Here is a 15,958-nt window from a genome sequence, read left to right as displayed (position 1 = left end):
TAATAGTACTATTAAACTGAACGCTAGTTAATCAATATTATTGAATCGAGGAGGACAATAATGAGTCCAATATTTACTTTGAGCCTTAATCTACTAGCTATTTATTTTGCCTTTTGGATAATTCGCCCAATCAATTTTGCTCGGTTGATGCCATTTACGCCAGTCCAAGCCCGTTTTTTAAAAGTTATTTTGGCGATCATTATGGGTTATTTATTGGCTAGTTTCTTCATTTCAGCAGCTGGATGGGTGATCGATATGCCAGCAGCGGTCTTTAAAAAGTAACCGAAAAACCTATGGTAAATATGGTATAATTGAGAAGATTATGTAGACAAGTTGGCACATTAGTGCCCGTTTATAGAAATAAAAATTTGGAGAAAATACATGGCAAAAGATATTGGCATTGACTTGGGAACAGCCAATGTTCTCATTTATGTAGAAGGTAAAGGTATTGTTTTAAATGAGCCTTCTGTTGTCGCAGTGGATGACAAAACAGATCGTGTTTTGTCAGTTGGTTCGGAAGCTTACCGTATGGTGGGCAGAACACCTGGAAATATACGTGCCGTTCGGCCATTGAAAGATGGCGTTATTTCGGATTTTGATGTCACAGAAGCCATGTTGACTTATTTCGTGGATAAATTAAATGTTAAAGGTTTTATGTCAAAGCCTAATATTATGATTTGTGCACCTACCAATATTACTGAAATTGAGCGTAAAGCTATTATCCAAGCTGCCGAAAAAGCTGGTGGCGCAAAAGTATATCTAGAATATGAGCCGAAAGTTGCAGCTGTTGGTGCGGGATTAGATATTTTTAAGCCTATCGGTTCAATGGTTATTGATATGGGTGGTGGTACTTCAGATATTGCAGTGCTATCATTAGGAGATATTGTGGTATCAGAGTCTATCCGTGTTGCTGGTGATAAAATGAACTTTGATATTGTGGGTTACTTGAAACGCCGCCATAACTTAATTGTTGGGGAACGTACGGCCGAAACGATTAAAATTCAAATTGGATCAGCGCTACCTGTAGATGAACCTATTACTATGGAAGTACGTGGACGTGATAACTTTGAAGGCATGCCAAAGACGATCACAATTGATTCCAATGAAGTGGAAGAAGCATTACATGACACTTTGCAACAAATTGTCCGTGCAACACACTCAGTATTAGCCAAACTACCTCCTGAATTAGCTGCTGATATTATTGATCGTGGTATTATGCTAACTGGTGGTGGTGCCTTGCTACATGGTATGGATCAACTTTTGTCGGATGCTTTGGAAGTGCCCGTAGTTGTGTCAGATTCACCATTGGATAATGTTGCCAAAGGTGCTGGTGCTTTGCTTGAACACATGAAGACAAACCGTAGAGGATTCTAATTATGCGTAAGAAAAACCAAAACTTTGATGTTGAGATTGTTGAAGAAGATAATCAAACACAAGTTTTAATTAATCAAAAGCAAGTTGGGTATATCCAAAAAGCTGATCGAGGTTTTGTTGGCTATTTTGGTCAGCAAGCAATTATTAATCAAGCTAAAACACAAGATGAGGCTTTACAAGCCGTTTTGGCTAGCTTTAATTTATATCAGTAAAATAAGTCACAAAAAGCCCTTATCATAATTTGTGATAAGGGTTTGTACATAAATGAGGGAATGTCATGCAACGCACGTCATCAAGGCAAATGAGTAATCGTACATCAGGATCGGAATTGGACTGGGGAATTATTTTAGCCCTTCTACTATTTATGATCATTGGCTTGAGCTCGGTTTTTCAGGCGTCATTGCATGCGCAATACGGTACGATGCAATCGGCGATACGTGCTACCATAATTCAGGGCGTATTTTGGATTATAGGTGCTGTGATTATTGCGTTTTTATTGCGTTTTGATGCATCGCAACTATGGCGATTAGCACCTGTAGCTTATGGATTTGGGATTTTTCTGTTGATTGCAGTGCTGATTTTTTATAATCGGCAAATGGCTAATTTAACTGGTGCGCGATCATGGTTTATCTTTGGTCCAATTTCTTTTCAACCCTCAGAAGTTGTGAAACCGGCTTTTATCTTAATGATAAGTCGTGTTGTGGCACAACATAATCGTTTATACCAGCAACATGATACAGCTAAAGATTGGTTATTATTGGGAAAAATGGCACTATGGTTTTTACCGGTAGCAGCATTAATCGCTTTACAAAATGATCTCGGGACGCTTTTAGTGTTTATTGCTATTTTTGGGGGTGTGGCATTAGTTTCCGGTGTAACATGGCGTATTTTAGCCCCCATGATTGCTGTAGTTGCAGCCGTTGGTGCAACATTGCTAGCACTGGTGACATCAACAGCTGGGAAGATGATTTTGGATGCACTTGGATTTAAGTTGTACCAATTTGCTCGTATACAAACGTGGTTACATCCTGATCAAGATACCTCTGCTTCGGGTTATCAAACATACCAGAGTTTAAAAGCGATTGGATCTGGTCAATTAACAGGTAACGGTTTTGGTAATTTAACGGTTTATGTACCGGTACGTGAATCAGATATGATTTTTTCAGTTATTGGTGAGAGCTTTGGCTTTATTGGTGGTACGTTGCTTATTGGGTTGTACTTTGGCTTGATCTACATGTTGATTCGTGCAACATTTAAAGCCCAAAATGCTTTTTATGCGTATATTGCTACAGGAGTTGTGATGATGGTACTTTTTCATGTTTTTGAAAACATCGGTATGAGTATCGGGCTGTTACCATTAACCGGTATTCCATTACCATTTATTTCACAAGGTGGTTCTTCTTTGTTAGGTAACTTGATTGGTGTTGGTCTGATTCTGTCAATTGGTTACCAACAAAAGAAATCAACCTTTACTGAATCGACAGGATTTTCAATTTGATGACGCAATTAGATAGATTACACCAAGAATTTCATGTATTACACCAAAAAACAAGGCAGGGTGACTTATTTCAATCATTGGGTGATCTGATGGCAGATATACTGAGCCGCGCAGCGCCTCAAGCGGCTACTACAGTTGCTTTACCAGATGATGGTGAAACAGTTTTAGAGAAGATAAAAGCCTATAGTGATGATTTAGAAGATAGTGTACCAGAAGAGAATATTTCAATTGAACTATTACAGCAAGTAGTGGCACAACTTGCTAATCCATTACCCCAATATCGTGATACTGGCGCTTTCTTTTTCTTGAGTTATGTCATCCAAAACGATATGGTATCGGCAGAACAATTGCGATGGCTGACAAAATATCTGATTTCAGATGAACAATTATTTGCTCATATTTTAGAACCAGAAAATGATGCTGTCTATCAAAGAGCATTTAGCATGCTGATTTTATCATTACTTTTATTTGTTCAACGTACAAAAGCCCCTTTTTTGGGTGTAAAAGAAGTTGATGAAGTGATTGAACAGGTAGCCTTGTATGCGGCATTAGAAAGAGATACACGCGGATTTATTGGCACTAATGGATGGGCACATGCGTTTACGCACATTAGTAATGCTATCGCTGAATTATTTTTAATGCCTCAGTTGATGAGAGCGGATAAATTGTTTTTATTAGCTAGCATTTTAGCTGGTTATCGTGAATTAAAGCAACCGTTGGTCATGGGAGAAACGGACAGATTAGTTGAAGTAGTTATTCATTTAGCTAACCAACATCAGTTATATGCTGATTATCTTCTTGTCACATTAAAAATTTGGCGCAAAGATATCGTTACTCAGCAACCGAAGCAAACTGAAGCACACTGGCATCAACTATATAATCGATCGCGGTTTTTTAATGCCGTTATCCTATGTGGTAAGGAAGAGGTACCTAGCGAAATATATAGGTATGTTGATCAAACTAAAGATTACTTAGTATAGACAATCTTGCTAAATATTGACCCATCTTGATATAATAAAATTCGGAGTAAAATATAATGACTAAAAAACATGTTGCTTTACTATTTGGTGGAAACTCGTCAGAACATGATGTTTCTAAACGTTCTGCGCAAAACTTTTATGATGCAATTATTGCTACGGGAAAATATGATGTGACAGTTTTTGCCATTGCACAAAATGGTTTCTTTTTAGATCCTGAAAGTTCAAAACGAGTCTTATCCTTAGAAGATGAACAGCCTATTGTAGATACTTTTATGGCGTCTATTGATCAAAAGGATCCTTTAGCCCGTATTAATGCTTTACGTAATGGGGGCGATTTTGATATTTTCTTTCCTGTTGTTCATGGTAATTTGGGTGAAGATGGTACATTACAAGGATTATTTAAATTATTGAACAAGCCTTACGTGGGCGCACCATTGCGTGGTCACGCAGTAAGTTTTGATAAAGCATTGACCAAAGAATTATTAACGTTAAATGGTATTCGTAATACTAAATATGTTGTAGTTGATCCACAAACAGCTCAGAATTGGACATGGGATCAGGTTGTTGCTGAATTTGGAGATATCGTTTTTGTTAAGGCTGCTAATCAGGGTTCTTCTGTTGGCATTTCTCGTGCAACGAATGCAGAGGAATTTTCGGCTGCATTGCTGGATTCATTCCAATATGACTATAAGGTTTTAATTGAACAAGCAGTTAAAGGACCACAGGAATTAGAAGTCGGTGTCATTGGTAACGATGAACCGCTAGTATCAGAAATTGGTGCGCATACTGTACCTAATCAAGGTGATGGTGAGGGTTGGTATGATTATAAAAATAAATTTGTAGATAACTCAGAAGTACAATTCGAAATACCTGCTAAGCTATCTGCTAAAGTGACGCAGGAAGTCAAAGAAATGGCACTTAATGCTTATAAGGTGTTGAATTTGCGTGGTGAGGCTCGAATGGATTTTCTGTTAGATGAAAATAATGTACCTTACTTGGGGGAGCCCAATACATTGCCAGGATTTACAAATATGTCATTATTTAAGCGGTTATGGGATTATTCAAATATCAGTAATGCCCAGTTAGTTGATCTGTTAATTACATATGGATTTGAAGAATTTGAAAAAAATACACAACTTAGTTATCAATTTGTTGCATTGGGTACAGAAAAAGTAGGGAAATTTAATTAATGTTAAAAAAGAATAAAAGTGATAGCTTCGATGGTCAAGTTATCCGTGATGCGCGTAAGAAGATGCATTTATCACAAGTTGAGTTAGCAGAAGGTATTACGACGCAAGCAACTATTTCTTTAGTTGAGAACCAGGACCGTGTGCCAAATGCCGATGTCTTATTAGCTATTTTAGATCGGCTGAACCTCGATATATCTCAATTTGTGTCAGGTGATTTTCTAACACAAAAAGCCAAAGAATTACTGGCAAGAGTTGTTTTACAGAGGGATCACAATGCCATAGAAGAATTTCATGAATTCGAAAAAGCTTTAAGTCAAAATTCACCAACGTTGCAAGCATATTATATTTTAAAAGCATCTGATGCACATAATCAACATGATTTTGCTAATGGTGTATATTATGCGGAAAAGGCTGTTGATAGAAATACCCCATCACTAGGTGATTTTTACCTTTTTTATGCTTATAATCGCATGGGTGTTTGTTGTTATGAAAATGGTGATATTGAAACAGCTAAAGAAAAATTTAAACTAGCTTATGATTTAGAACCGGATTTATTCACAGCAAGTGAATTGGAATTTCATGGTGCTTTGCAGGGACGTAAAGCATACGCTGAATTTTTGATCGCACAAAATGAACTTGATAAAGCCGCTGATATTTTAACAGAAGCACTTCAAGCATTACGTCAACGTGCTGATTTGTTCTGGGTATCGGATTTGAGTGAGCTGCTATCTGATGTTGAAAAGCAACGTGGTAATATTCAAGAAACTAATCGTCAAATACATATTGCTCATGTAGCGGCGTATCTTACAAATCATGATGATATGGCAACACGTCTGTCAGAAAAAGATATAGTAAATTTTTAAAAATAATGCAGTAGTAAAAAGCAACATACCAAGTTTTATAACTGATATGTTGCTTTTTTGATCAAATAAAAAAGAAATACATATTTATTATGTATTTCTTTTAGTCTTTTATAAAATTATGCTTCTTCACGAACTACTAATACATCAACTTTTGCTGTACGAGTCACGAATTCAGTAACTGAACCAATAACTAAACGTTCAACGGCATTCAAACCTGTTGCACCAATAACAATTAGGTCGGCGTCAACTTCATTTGGGACATCTTTGGCAATCAGAGTTTTCGGTGAGCCATATTCAATCAAGTAATCGACATTTTTAATACCGGCGTCGATAGCCTGTTGCTTATACTTCTCGAGACTCCTACGTGTTTCTTGTGAGACAGCTTCCACCATGGTATCATCAAAGCTAGCTACATTTTGGAAAGCACGTGTGTCGATGACGTTCAAAATTGATAGAACACCGCTCTCACCTGCTTCTGAAGCTAATTCAATAGCACGAGCAAGCGCAGATTCGGCTTCTTTTGAACCATCCATTGGTACTAAAATTTTACTATAATTTGCTATCATAAGAATTCTCCTTAAGCTTATCTATACTCTAAGTATAACGCTTACATCCACAAATTAAAAGCACTATTTAATATTATTCACAAATTGTTTTAATAAAAAAAGCGTTCACTAGTGTGAACGCACAGGACAAAGCCTGGAACACTCATGATACCGTTAACCGCTACGCAGATTTTCCTCGAATTTATCGAGGTGGTTAATTCATCAAGATTGTCAGATTACCGAATGAAAGGGCAAATCTTCTAAGTCAAGAATTCCTAACCGAAATTAAAGGTTGTAAGGAAAAAACTGATGATGTAGCAATGCGTATATCTAAGGAATTCATATATATTATAACGTGAAAAAAATTTGATAACCAGTCTTGACTTTTTGACTAATGACATAGATGAACGCCTTGTTGTAATAATAGATAAAAGGACGTTTATTGTAATCCTTTTTTCTGTTGTTTTTTTAAAGACTGATAAATTTCTTTAAATGATTGTTCAATTTGTGAGTTGCCCTTGGGTAAGAAATAATGGCTGTCTTTTATTGACTCTGGTAAGTATTGTTGTGGTACCCAATCATTGTCAAAGTCGTGCGGATAAATATATGATACACCATGACCTAATTCAGTTGCACCTTTATAATGGGAATCCTTTAAATGATCAGGGATATCTGATACTTTACCATGCTGGACATCGCTAATTGCCATATCAATGGCAGTATATGCTGCATTTGATTTTGGTGAGAGCGCGAGTTCAATAATTGCATTGGCTAACGGAATACGAGCTTCTGGGAAACCAAGTGTGTGTGCTACTTGGATTGCTGTTATGGCATGCTCAGCAGCTGTTGGGTTTGCTAATCCGATATCTTCATAAGCAATAACACTTAAGCGACGAGTTAAAATGGCTAAATCACCAGATTCAATGATTCGGGCTGCATAATGTAACGCTGCGTCAACATCTGATCCACGTATTGATTTTTGTAAGGCTGAAATCACATCATAGTGAGCATCACCGTCTTTATCAGCTGATAGTGCTTTATGCTGAATTGTTTCTTCAATAATTGGTAATGTCAGGTGGATGATACCGTCATCAGAAACTGGAGTTGATAAGACAGCAATTTCGAGACCATTGAGCGCACTACGTAAATCACCATTAGTTGCGCGCGATAGATGTGTCATCGCATTATCATCAATTATTACTGAATAATTTCCGAGACCGTTTTTTTTATCAGTCAGCGATCGTTCTATTGCTGACTTAATATCTGCTTCTGTGAGCGGCTCAACTTGGAAAATTTGCGTACGTGAACGAATAGCTGGTGTAACATTAATATAGGGATTTTCAGTAGTTGCTCCGATTAAAATAATAGCCCCAGATTCCAAATGTGGTAGTAAAAAATCTTGTTTTACTTTGTTGAGACGATGAATTTCATCCAACAACAAAATAACTGTGCCAGACATTTTAGCTTCTTCAGACACAATTTGTAAATCTTTTTGGGTATCGGTTGCAGCATTTAACATACGAAAAGCATATTTTGATGAGCCGGCAATGGCAGAAGCAATACTAGTTTTTCCAGTGCCAGGTGGGCCGTATAAGATCATTGAGCTTAATCTCTTGGCTGCCACCATACGCCAAATAATCTTGCCGTTACCAACAAGATGTTGTTGACCAACAATCTCTTCAATTTTAGTGGGCCGCATACGATAGGCCAATGGTTGTTGCATAAGAGTTTATCCTAAATAAATATTATCCACATTGACAGCAGTATTGGCGGCCAATAAAACAGCAATGGGGTCATCTTGATGGTGATGTTTCGTGGTATCAGATAAAAGTGTAAAAGGGTGTTTGCTTTGGGTGGCTAAACCAACGTAAGTTGTGAAGTAATTTGCTGCCAAATTTTGATCAATTAGTACCTTGCCAATACTATGTGATTTGAGTGATGCTGCAAAGGCTGATTGAATATCTGAATTTCCTAACTGTGAAACTTTTACAGCAACAATTACGCGCTCACGAAATGTGCCTAGATAGCGGCTCTGTTCGTCAGGATTGATTTTTGGGGTACCGTTACCAAGTTGTTCTTGTTGCAAGCGTTCATTGAGGTTCATAATTTTCTCCGATACGTTGTTAGTAGCTCTATTATACTGTAATTATTGTTGAATTGATAATTTATACAAAAAACGCCACCAAAAGGTGACGTTTCAACCAAATTTGAATTAAGATATTAACCCAAACGGTTGTAGTATTCGACGATTAATGCTTCGTTAATGTCAGCATCTAATTCTTCACGTTCTGGCAAACGAACTAATGAACCTTCCAACTTATCATTATCAAATGAAACGAATTGTGGACGTGCCACAACTGATTCGATAGCTGATTGGATAGGGATAATGTTCTTTGACTTCTCGCGAACTGAAACCACTTGACCAGGTTGAACACTGTATGATGGGATGTCAACACGACGACCATCAACTACAATATGACCATGGTTAACTAATTGACGCGCTTGTTGACGTGTTGTAGCCAATCCAAGACGGTAAACTAATGAATCCAAACGTTGTTCCAACAAGATCATGAAGTTAGTACCATGAGTACCCTTACGGATATTACCAGCCTTGTTGAACAAAGAGTGGAATTGACGTTCTGTCAAACCGTATGTGAAACGCAACTTTTGCTTTTCACGCAATTGCATACCATATTCAGAAATTTTAGCGCGGCGACCGGCACCGTGGTCACCAGGTGCGTATGCACGACGTGACAATTCTTTACCAGTACCAGACAATGAAACACCCAAGCGACGTGAAATGCGCCACTTTGGACCTGTATAACGTGACATATATATGTCCTCCAAAATGTAGTTTGTCGTACATTTGAGGGTAAGCACCAGATGCGTGCAGCGTCTATCTTGACGTTTCTCAGAACCAGTAGCTATGGTCTTACTAACGATTTGGGACGTTGTTGACGCGCTTCTTTACTTACTGCTACTCAATTACAACTCTTTACACTATACCAGAAATATCAATGGATAGCAAGTTATTAAGAAAGGTGTAAACGCTTTGAGATTTGTCAAAAGCTAAATCAAAAAGTAATAATTTTTGATTATGAGTGATAGAATAGTTGTATCAATGAAACTGGGATAAAAACACATGAATTTTACTATATTAGCAATTATTTTAGTGATCGTCATTATTGCGTACTTGGCTATTTTTTTCATGCAACGTACAACTGTTAAAAGAGTGAATGACATCAAAGCAAAAAAAGAACAACTTGAGTCGTTGAAAGTACATGATGAACTCGTTGAAGGCCGTAAGCTATCATTGACGGGCCAGTCTTTGAAAAATTATCAAAGCTTGGAAAACGATTATAATGATGTAAAAAATAATAAGTTTTTAAAAATCGATCAGCAAGCTAATCTTGTATTATTTGAAGCTCGTGGTATTAATTTTGTTAAAACACGTAATGAAATGGTACGCTTGGAAGAAATGGTGACTGGTATTGAGTCTACTATCAATGAAGTGCGTAGCGGTTTGAGTGAATTGAAAAAGATCAATGAAACTCATCGTGATGCCATTAACGAATTACAAAAGAAGTATGATGGCTTGCGCAAACGCCTTCTGGCGGAAAACTTCAAGTTTGGACCAGCTAATCCAGCTTTAAATAAGTTTTTAGAACAACTTGAAACAGATTATGATGAATTCACTCGTTTAACTGAAACTGGTGATCATGCTACTGCCTCGGATATTTATGAACAGTTGGCCATGGAAACAACTCAAATGGAAAACATGATGGGAGATATTCCTGAGTTATTTGAAAAGCTGGACACTGTTTATATCGAACAACTCAATGAATTAATCCAAGGGCATGCCGATTTGGTTGCTCAAGGATATGTCTTCCCCAATGATACGGTGGAGCATGAACTCAATTCTATTGATACTCAGCGTCAGGCAGTTTTGCGTCTATTGAGCGAATTGAAGTTAAAAGAAGTTGCTGAACAAAATGGTTACATACAACGCCGTATTGAGACATTATACGATACGATGGAAACAGAGATTACGGCGCGCAAAGAAGTCAAGAAAAACGCAGAGATATTGTCTTCGGAATTATTATTATTACGTGAACAAAATAATGCCTTAGCAATAGAATTAGACCGATTAGGGCAAAGTTTTCAATTTAATCACAAAGAATTAGAGACGCGACGTACGTTGCTTGAACAAATTAATACAGCTGAAGAACAAGTTAATCATAATGATGATTTATTAGAGTCATCAGAAATGTCATATAGTGAATTACTTGCGCAACAAGAGACTATTTTGCAACACTTTACAGAAATTAAAGTACAGCAAGTCGACATTTGGGAGAAAATTTCTGGTCTAGAGAAAGCACAACGGTCAGCACGAAAGTTTGGCAGTCAATACCAACAAGAGATTGAAAATATTAAGCACGCTGTTGAACGTTTGAATTTGCCAGGATTACCAGCAACATATCTCGAATATTTCTTTGCCGTTTCTAATGAACTGGAACGTTTAGCGAAATCATTGCAAGCTACATTGGTTGATATGGATGAAGTACAGCGCCAACTTAATATCGTGTCAGCTGATATTGATACACTTAAAGAAAAAACAGAAAATATTGTTGATCAAGCATCAATTACCGAACAGTTATTGCAATATGCAAATCGCTACCGGGCTTCCAATGAACGTGTTGCAGCAGCTAGTGAGCAGGCAAGAATGTTCTATGAGCGCGATTACAATTTCGCTAAGGCCATAGATGTTTTGGGGCCAGCTTTAGATAGTGTTGAATCGGGTGTTCAACAAAAATTAGTTGATTCATATATGCGTCACAAAGCACCAATAGTGTTAAATGATCAGCATTAAACAGACTATTTTAAAATCAGCTTAGGCTGATTTTTTTAGTATTATTGGAGAAAAAATGAGAACAATTGATGACTATCATACTGTTATGACAAAACGCTTAATATTACGAAGCGTTGAATTAGCAGATGCACCAGCGATGTATCAATGGTTAGGTGATAAGGAAACTGTTAAGTGGTTGTCTGGTGAAATATTGGCGAGTATTGCTGATGTTGAAGAACAGGCTATTCGTGGTTATTTTTGGCACGATATTGCACATACTAAGAAATATGGTATCGCATTGCGCGATACCAACCAATTAATAGGTGGTGTTGATTTCCGACAAAACTTGGATAACAATGATACTGAAATTGGTTATGTTTTAACGCCAGCTATGAGAGGATATGGCTATATGGCAGAGGCGGTCACTGAATTGCTGCATATAGGTTTTGATATAATAAACTTGGATAGCATTTGGATTAGTCATGATCTTAAAAATACACCTAGTCGACGTATACCAGAGCGGTTAAATTTTGTGAATTCTGGGCAAGATAAGCAAGGTCACGTGGTTTGGATGATGTCAAAGGACAATTATAATAAACAAAAAAACGAATGAACATCATGTTCATTCGTTTTTTGTTTATTATAATTATTAAGGGTAAATTAGTTAAAAGCGCGTTGATCAATCCAAACACGACGATTGTCTAAGGTCACAATTAACAGACATGGTTAATATAAAATTATCTTTGAAAAATAAAATCCTAACTTATGATAACTTCGAATGGCGAATACCATAAGCAAAGTACCATATAATACCGAGAAGTAGCCAGATGAGAAACATTTCCAATGTTTCTTTAGGTAGCTGGGTAATTAACAAAAGGCTTAGCATACCAGCTATAAAAGGAACAACTGGGTAGCCCGGCACTTTGAAGCCGTCATGCGACAAATCTGTTCGTTTGCGCAGGAATAAGATACCGAAATTAATGAACATGAAAGCTAATAGCGTACCAGCATTAATTAGGCTAGCAAGCGTGTTTAGAGGAATGAGCCCGGCAAAAACACATTCTATAATAACTGCTAAAATTAATGCGTTGACTGGTAAATGCGATCCAGCAGAAATTTTGCCTAAGCTGTGTGGTAACAAGCCATCACGACCAAAAGAATATGTTAGGCGAGATGAAGCGTAAACTAATGCCAATATAGCGGTAAACATACCAATCAATGCACCTACTGTAATGATGACAGAGAACTGTGTTTGACCAATAGCTTGTAAAGCAAAAGCTGCTGGGTCATCAACACCTAGTTTTGTGTAATGAACCATCCCTGTTAGTACGATAGAAAATAAAACATACAGTAGGGCAGAAATAAGTACTGTGCCTATAATACCGCGTACCATGGTTTTCTGAGGGTTTTTAACTTCAGCAGCGTGAGCGGCAATTGTGTCAAAGCCAAGAAAAGCGAAGATGATACTTGCAGTAGCAGCTGTGATTCCGTGTAATCCGAATAATCCTGTTCGGAATTCTTTGGGATAAAAGGGTACATAATTCGTGTGCTTGATAAAAAATGAGCCACCAATAATGAATAATCCGAGAATAGCCACTTTTAGTATAACCGCACCATTTTCAATATTTCGAGACGTGTTAAGGCCACGAGATAAGATCATTGTTACAATTAAGATGATTAAGACTGCAAAGAGGTTAATCACACCGCCTTCCATCGGTCCAGACATGATTGCAGGTGGGAGATGGATGTTAAATACCGTGAGTAAATTACCAAAATAAGCAGAAGATCCTGTTGAAATAGCTGATACGGCTAAGAAATATTCTAGAATTAGAGACCATCCTAGTAACCAGCCAATAATTTCACCATAAACAACACTACCGTAGGAATAAGCAGAACCAGCTACTGGCATTGCTGAAGAAAATTCTGCAAAAGCCATGCCTGACAGTCCTGAAAATATAGCTGCTAATAAAAATGCGACGGAAACGGCGGGACCAGCGTTTTGAGCTGCCTCGTGTCCTGGTAAAATAAAAATACCAGTACCAATAACGGTACCAACACCAAGACCAATAAGATCACGTGTCGTGAGTATCCGTTTCATATGAGAATCTGCCGCCAAATAATTATTAACAGTTTCTTTTTTGAATGCTCTTGAAAATACAGACATGAATATTCTCCAATGTTATTTTAATTTAAACATAACTATTATTTTAACAATATATACCCTAAATGTCTAACTTCAGATATAAAGATACGTTACAATAGATATAATAAGGAAACTAAACATTATGAAAGATAACAAAGTGTTTGTTATTACCGGTGCCACTGGTGTTGGGAAGACGACAATTGCTCGCTATTTACAAGAAAATTATCAAATGCCGCGCGTTATTACACATACGACTCGTTCACCACGCGACCGTGAAAAGGATGGCATAGCATATTATTTTGAAGATGATGTTTCATTTGAACAAAACCACTATTTAGAACGTGTACAATATGCTGGTGCACAATATGGCTCATCCTATGAAGGACTAGAACGGGCATGGGGGAAGAATCCATATATTACTATTGTCTTAGATACAGCAGGTGCGATTACATATGCACGTGAACTGGGTGATCAAGCGGTAATTATTTTTGTGACCGTGACACATTCTGATACTTTAATTGACCGTGTGACAGTTCGTGGGGATGATTCAGCTGCTGTTGAACGGCGCGTATCTTCACCAGAATTTTTAAGAGACATTACTTTACCAAAACCGTTGGATGGCGTTGCTTATGAGTTAGTTAATGACGATTGGTCGAAAACGAAAATCAAGCTTGATTTATTAGTTAATGATATTATGAATGGCCGTAGTTTACCAAAGAAAAAGTGACCTAGCTATTCTTGGTAAATAAAAGGCAAAAAATCGACCTAATTTATGATTTTTTTATTATAAACATTGGTAAAACGTTGACATATAATACATAAAAGCATAATATTAATATTATAAAACGATTAAATATTTTAACAATAATCAGCGTATAATATAATTGTAATTTTGGTAGCTAAACATAGATCATTTAAATATTAAGAGTGGTTGTCTGGATATTCTGCACATTCGATTCAGTCGTGTGTGTTTTTTGGTTAAAAAGCAACAAAATGTAACATTGATTCTCGTTTTTCATTACATTGTTCCTCGTAGCTACACTCATAAATAATAGGAGAAAAAATATGCCAAAGGCTAAAACAACACTGCTATCTTCATTTAATAAAAGGTTAGACCTTGTTAAACCAAGTGCTATCCGTGCTTTTGATAATGAAGTGAGTGAGATTCCTAATATTTTAAAATTGACGTTAGGTGAACCTGATTTTGATGTGCCTGACCATATTAAGGCAGCAGCAATTCAATCGATTCAGGGAAATGACTCGCACTATGCAGCGTCGAATGGGACATTGGCATTACGACAAGCCGTGACGAACTTTTTAAATAACCGCTATGGGTTGCAGTATGATGCTGAGAGTGAAGTTATCGTGACGGTTGGTGCAACTGAAGCTATTTACTCGGTTTTGACATCATTGTTGAATTCGGGTGATAAGGTTTTGCTGCCATCACCTATTTTCCCGCTGTATATTCCAGTAACACTAGTAGGTGGTGGGGAACCTGTTTTTGTTGATACATCATCAAACAATTTTGTATTAAGTCCGGAAATGTTGAAACAAGCTATCCGTGAACATGGTGACAGTATTAAGGCGATTGTTTTAAATTTTCCATCGAATCCTACAGGTGTGACATACAGTGAAACAGAAGTGAAGGCATTAGCTGACATATTACGTGATACTAGTATTGTTGTCATTTCAGATGAGATATATTCAGAACTAACTTATGAAACAACACATGTATCAATGGCAAAATATTTGCCTGAACAGACTATTTTATTGAATGGTGTATCGAAATCACATGCTATGACAGGTTATCGTATTGGTTTCTTAGCTGGTCCAGCAGAAGTTGTTAAAAAACTAGGGCTTATTCACCAATTCACAGTAACAACTGTAACTAATTCATCCATGGCTGCTGCAACAGAGGCATTAAATACAGAAGCCGGACGTGAAGATACCCTTATAATGAAGAAACAATATAAAGAACGTCGCGATTTTGTTTTTGATACGATGACATCACTTGGATTCGCTATACCAAAACCGGCTGGAGCATTTTATATTTTTGCAAAAATCCCTGAAAAATTTGAACAAGATGATACTAAATTTGCACGAGATTTAGCGCAAAAAAATCAATTAGCTGTCGTACCAGGGTCCTCATTTGGCCCAGGTGGTGAAGGATATGTACGTTTGAGTTATGCTGCTTCAATGTCTAAACTTCAAGATGCTATGAATAGATTGACAAAATACATGAACGAGAGTAAGCGGTAATGAGGGAAACCGAGAGAAAAAGCGAACGGAAGAGGGGGATAGAGAGAAAGAGTAAGGGAAAGAAAAAGAGTGAGAGAAAGAGATTGACGGAGGGGGAGAAAGTTGGTATATTAGAAGATGTCTTAAGGGCAAGTCAGCGGCAGGGAAGTGCGAAAGAAGCGCTAACAAAAGTGTTGACAAGTTAAACAAGACGCAGTAAGATAGTATAGTTGTCAAATAGCGAAAGAGGTGCAGGGCGTCAGAGCGAGCGTGGCGAG

16 protein-coding genes are annotated in these 15,958 nt (G+C 37.3%); 11 read left to right on the top strand and 5 right to left on the bottom strand.

Features of this window, described 5'->3' with window-relative positions; translation table 11 throughout:
- Nucleotides 1-60 precede the first annotated feature (60 nt).
- The 7 genes from HNQ98_RS07120 (at nt 61) to HNQ98_RS07090 (ending at nt 5,905) form a co-directional block, all read left to right on the top strand.
- Nucleotides 61-282, top strand: a complete 222-nt coding sequence (locus tag HNQ98_RS07120; protein ID WP_014974914.1) for a DUF1146 family protein — start codon at nt 61-63, stop codon at nt 280-282.
- Nucleotides 283-381: 99 nt separating this feature from the next.
- A complete protein-coding gene (locus tag HNQ98_RS07115) occupies nt 382-1,374 on the top strand; it encodes a rod shape-determining protein (RefSeq protein ID WP_019040225.1) in 993 nt (330 codons plus the stop codon).
- Between the two features lie 2 nt (nt 1,375-1,376).
- Nucleotides 1,377-1,586 carry a DUF2969 family protein gene (locus HNQ98_RS07110; RefSeq protein ID WP_014974912.1) on the top strand — a complete coding sequence of 70 codons (210 nt, stop codon included), beginning with the start codon at nt 1,377-1,379 and terminating at the stop codon, nt 1,584-1,586.
- A gap of 65 nt (nt 1,587-1,651) precedes the next feature.
- Nucleotides 1,652-2,872 (top strand): FtsW/RodA/SpoVE family cell cycle protein, encoded by a 1,221-nt coding sequence (locus HNQ98_RS07105; protein ID WP_135197833.1) that lies wholly within the window; start codon nt 1,652-1,654, stop codon nt 2,870-2,872.
- Complete coding sequence (locus tag HNQ98_RS07100) at nt 2,872-3,852, top strand: DUF2785 domain-containing protein (RefSeq protein ID WP_135197832.1); 981 nt, start codon at nt 2,872-2,874, stop codon at nt 3,850-3,852. Before HNQ98_RS07105 ends, HNQ98_RS07100 begins: the two co-directional genes overlap by 1 nt.
- 56 nt (nt 3,853-3,908) lie before the next feature.
- Nucleotides 3,909-5,042, top strand: a complete 1,134-nt coding sequence (locus HNQ98_RS07095; RefSeq protein ID WP_135197831.1) for a D-alanine--D-alanine ligase family protein — start codon at nt 3,909-3,911, stop codon at nt 5,040-5,042.
- Nucleotides 5,042-5,905: a helix-turn-helix domain-containing protein gene (locus tag HNQ98_RS07090; RefSeq protein WP_135197830.1), complete on the top strand. Its 864-nt coding sequence runs from the start codon at nt 5,042-5,044 to the stop codon at nt 5,903-5,905. The genes HNQ98_RS07095 and HNQ98_RS07090 overlap by 1 nt, the downstream gene beginning before the upstream one ends.
- Nucleotides 5,906-6,021: 116 nt before the next feature.
- Here the strand turns inward: HNQ98_RS07090 and HNQ98_RS07085 are convergent, their stop codons facing one another.
- The 4 genes from HNQ98_RS07085 to rpsD all read right to left on the bottom strand — a co-directional run bounded on the left by HNQ98_RS07085 (nt 6,022) and on the right by rpsD (nt 9,282).
- On the bottom strand, nt 6,022-6,471 hold the full coding sequence (locus tag HNQ98_RS07085; protein WP_014974907.1) for a universal stress protein: 450 nt from the start codon (nt 6,469-6,471) through the stop codon (nt 6,022-6,024).
- 418 nt (nt 6,472-6,889) lie between these two features.
- Nucleotides 6,890-8,173, bottom strand: coding sequence for a replication-associated recombination protein A (locus HNQ98_RS07080; RefSeq protein ID WP_135197829.1), 1,284 nt, complete (start codon nt 8,171-8,173; stop codon nt 6,890-6,892).
- A 6-nt stretch (nt 8,174-8,179) separates the two neighbouring features.
- On the bottom strand, nt 8,180-8,554 hold the full coding sequence (locus HNQ98_RS07075; protein WP_135197828.1) for a YueI family protein: 375 nt from the start codon (nt 8,552-8,554) through the stop codon (nt 8,180-8,182).
- A 116-nt stretch (nt 8,555-8,670) separates the two neighbouring features.
- Nucleotides 8,671-9,282, bottom strand: a complete 612-nt coding sequence (rpsD, locus tag HNQ98_RS07070) for a 30S ribosomal protein S4 (protein WP_135197827.1) — start codon at nt 9,280-9,282, stop codon at nt 8,671-8,673.
- A 310-nt stretch (nt 9,283-9,592) separates the two neighbouring features.
- On the opposite strand from rpsD, the gene ezrA reads away from it, so the two are divergent.
- Together ezrA and HNQ98_RS07060 are read left to right on the top strand one after the other, a co-directional pair.
- Nucleotides 9,593-11,320, top strand: coding sequence for a septation ring formation regulator EzrA (gene ezrA, locus HNQ98_RS07065; protein ID WP_135198205.1), 1,728 nt, complete (start codon nt 9,593-9,595; stop codon nt 11,318-11,320).
- Between the two features lie 55 nt (nt 11,321-11,375).
- Entirely contained in the window at nt 11,376-11,912 is a 537-nt protein-coding gene (locus HNQ98_RS07060; RefSeq protein ID WP_135197825.1) for a GNAT family N-acetyltransferase, read from the top strand.
- Between the two features lie 150 nt (nt 11,913-12,062).
- Here HNQ98_RS07060 and HNQ98_RS07055 read toward each other — a convergent pair whose 3' ends face one another.
- Nucleotides 12,063-13,463: an APC family permease gene (locus HNQ98_RS07055; RefSeq protein WP_184285032.1), complete on the bottom strand. Its 1,401-nt coding sequence runs from the start codon at nt 13,461-13,463 to the stop codon at nt 12,063-12,065.
- Between the two features lie 121 nt (nt 13,464-13,584).
- Here HNQ98_RS07055 and HNQ98_RS07050 point away from each other — a divergent pair, with 121 nt between their 5' ends.
- Both HNQ98_RS07050 and HNQ98_RS07045 read left to right on the top strand, forming a co-directional pair.
- Entirely contained in the window at nt 13,585-14,169 is a 585-nt protein-coding gene (locus tag HNQ98_RS07050; protein ID WP_135197824.1) for a nucleoside/nucleotide kinase family protein, read from the top strand.
- A 338-nt stretch (nt 14,170-14,507) separates the two neighbouring features.
- Entirely contained in the window at nt 14,508-15,701 is a 1,194-nt protein-coding gene (locus HNQ98_RS07045; RefSeq protein ID WP_135197823.1) for an aminotransferase class I/II-fold pyridoxal phosphate-dependent enzyme, read from the top strand.
- Nucleotides 15,702-15,958: the final 257 nt, after the last annotated feature.

Source organism: Leuconostoc carnosum (assembly GCF_014207505.1).
Lineage (GTDB): Bacteria > Bacillota > Bacilli > Lactobacillales > Lactobacillaceae > Leuconostoc > Leuconostoc carnosum.
The sequence above is the reverse complement of the archived record's forward strand: the minus strand, read 5'-3'. Positions and strand labels throughout refer to the sequence as shown.

Excerpts from the sequence above, each read along its gene's own strand:
- HNQ98_RS07120 (WP_014974914.1), top strand. The coding sequence starts at position 61 with ATGAGTCCAATATTTACTTTGAGCCTTAATCTACTAGCTATTTATTTT.
- HNQ98_RS07115 (WP_019040225.1), top strand. The coding sequence starts at position 382 with ATGGCAAAAGATATTGGCATTGACTTGGGAACAGCCAATGTTCTCATT.
- HNQ98_RS07110 (WP_014974912.1), top strand. The coding sequence starts at position 1,377 with ATGCGTAAGAAAAACCAAAACTTTGATGTTGAGATTGTTGAAGAAGAT.
- HNQ98_RS07105 (WP_135197833.1), top strand. The coding sequence starts at position 1,652 with ATGCAACGCACGTCATCAAGGCAAATGAGTAATCGTACATCAGGATCG.
- HNQ98_RS07100 (WP_135197832.1), top strand. The coding sequence starts at position 2,872 with ATGACGCAATTAGATAGATTACACCAAGAATTTCATGTATTACACCAA.
- HNQ98_RS07095 (WP_135197831.1), top strand. The coding sequence starts at position 3,909 with ATGACTAAAAAACATGTTGCTTTACTATTTGGTGGAAACTCGTCAGAA.
- HNQ98_RS07090 (WP_135197830.1), top strand. The coding sequence starts at position 5,042 with ATGTTAAAAAAGAATAAAAGTGATAGCTTCGATGGTCAAGTTATCCGT.
- HNQ98_RS07085 (WP_014974907.1), bottom strand. The coding sequence starts at position 6,471 with ATGATAGCAAATTATAGTAAAATTTTAGTACCAATGGATGGTTCAAAA.
- HNQ98_RS07080 (WP_135197829.1), bottom strand. The coding sequence starts at position 8,173 with ATGCAACAACCATTGGCCTATCGTATGCGGCCCACTAAAATTGAAGAG.
- HNQ98_RS07075 (WP_135197828.1), bottom strand. The coding sequence starts at position 8,554 with ATGAACCTCAATGAACGCTTGCAACAAGAACAACTTGGTAACGGTACC.
- rpsD (WP_135197827.1), bottom strand. The coding sequence starts at position 9,282 with ATGTCACGTTATACAGGTCCAAAGTGGCGCATTTCACGTCGCTTGGGT.
- ezrA (WP_135198205.1), top strand. The coding sequence starts at position 9,593 with ATGAATTTTACTATATTAGCAATTATTTTAGTGATCGTCATTATTGCG.
- HNQ98_RS07060 (WP_135197825.1), top strand. The coding sequence starts at position 11,376 with ATGAGAACAATTGATGACTATCATACTGTTATGACAAAACGCTTAATA.
- HNQ98_RS07055 (WP_184285032.1), bottom strand. The coding sequence starts at position 13,463 with ATGTCTGTATTTTCAAGAGCATTCAAAAAAGAAACTGTTAATAATTAT.
- HNQ98_RS07050 (WP_135197824.1), top strand. The coding sequence starts at position 13,585 with ATGAAAGATAACAAAGTGTTTGTTATTACCGGTGCCACTGGTGTTGGG.
- HNQ98_RS07045 (WP_135197823.1), top strand. The coding sequence starts at position 14,508 with ATGCCAAAGGCTAAAACAACACTGCTATCTTCATTTAATAAAAGGTTA.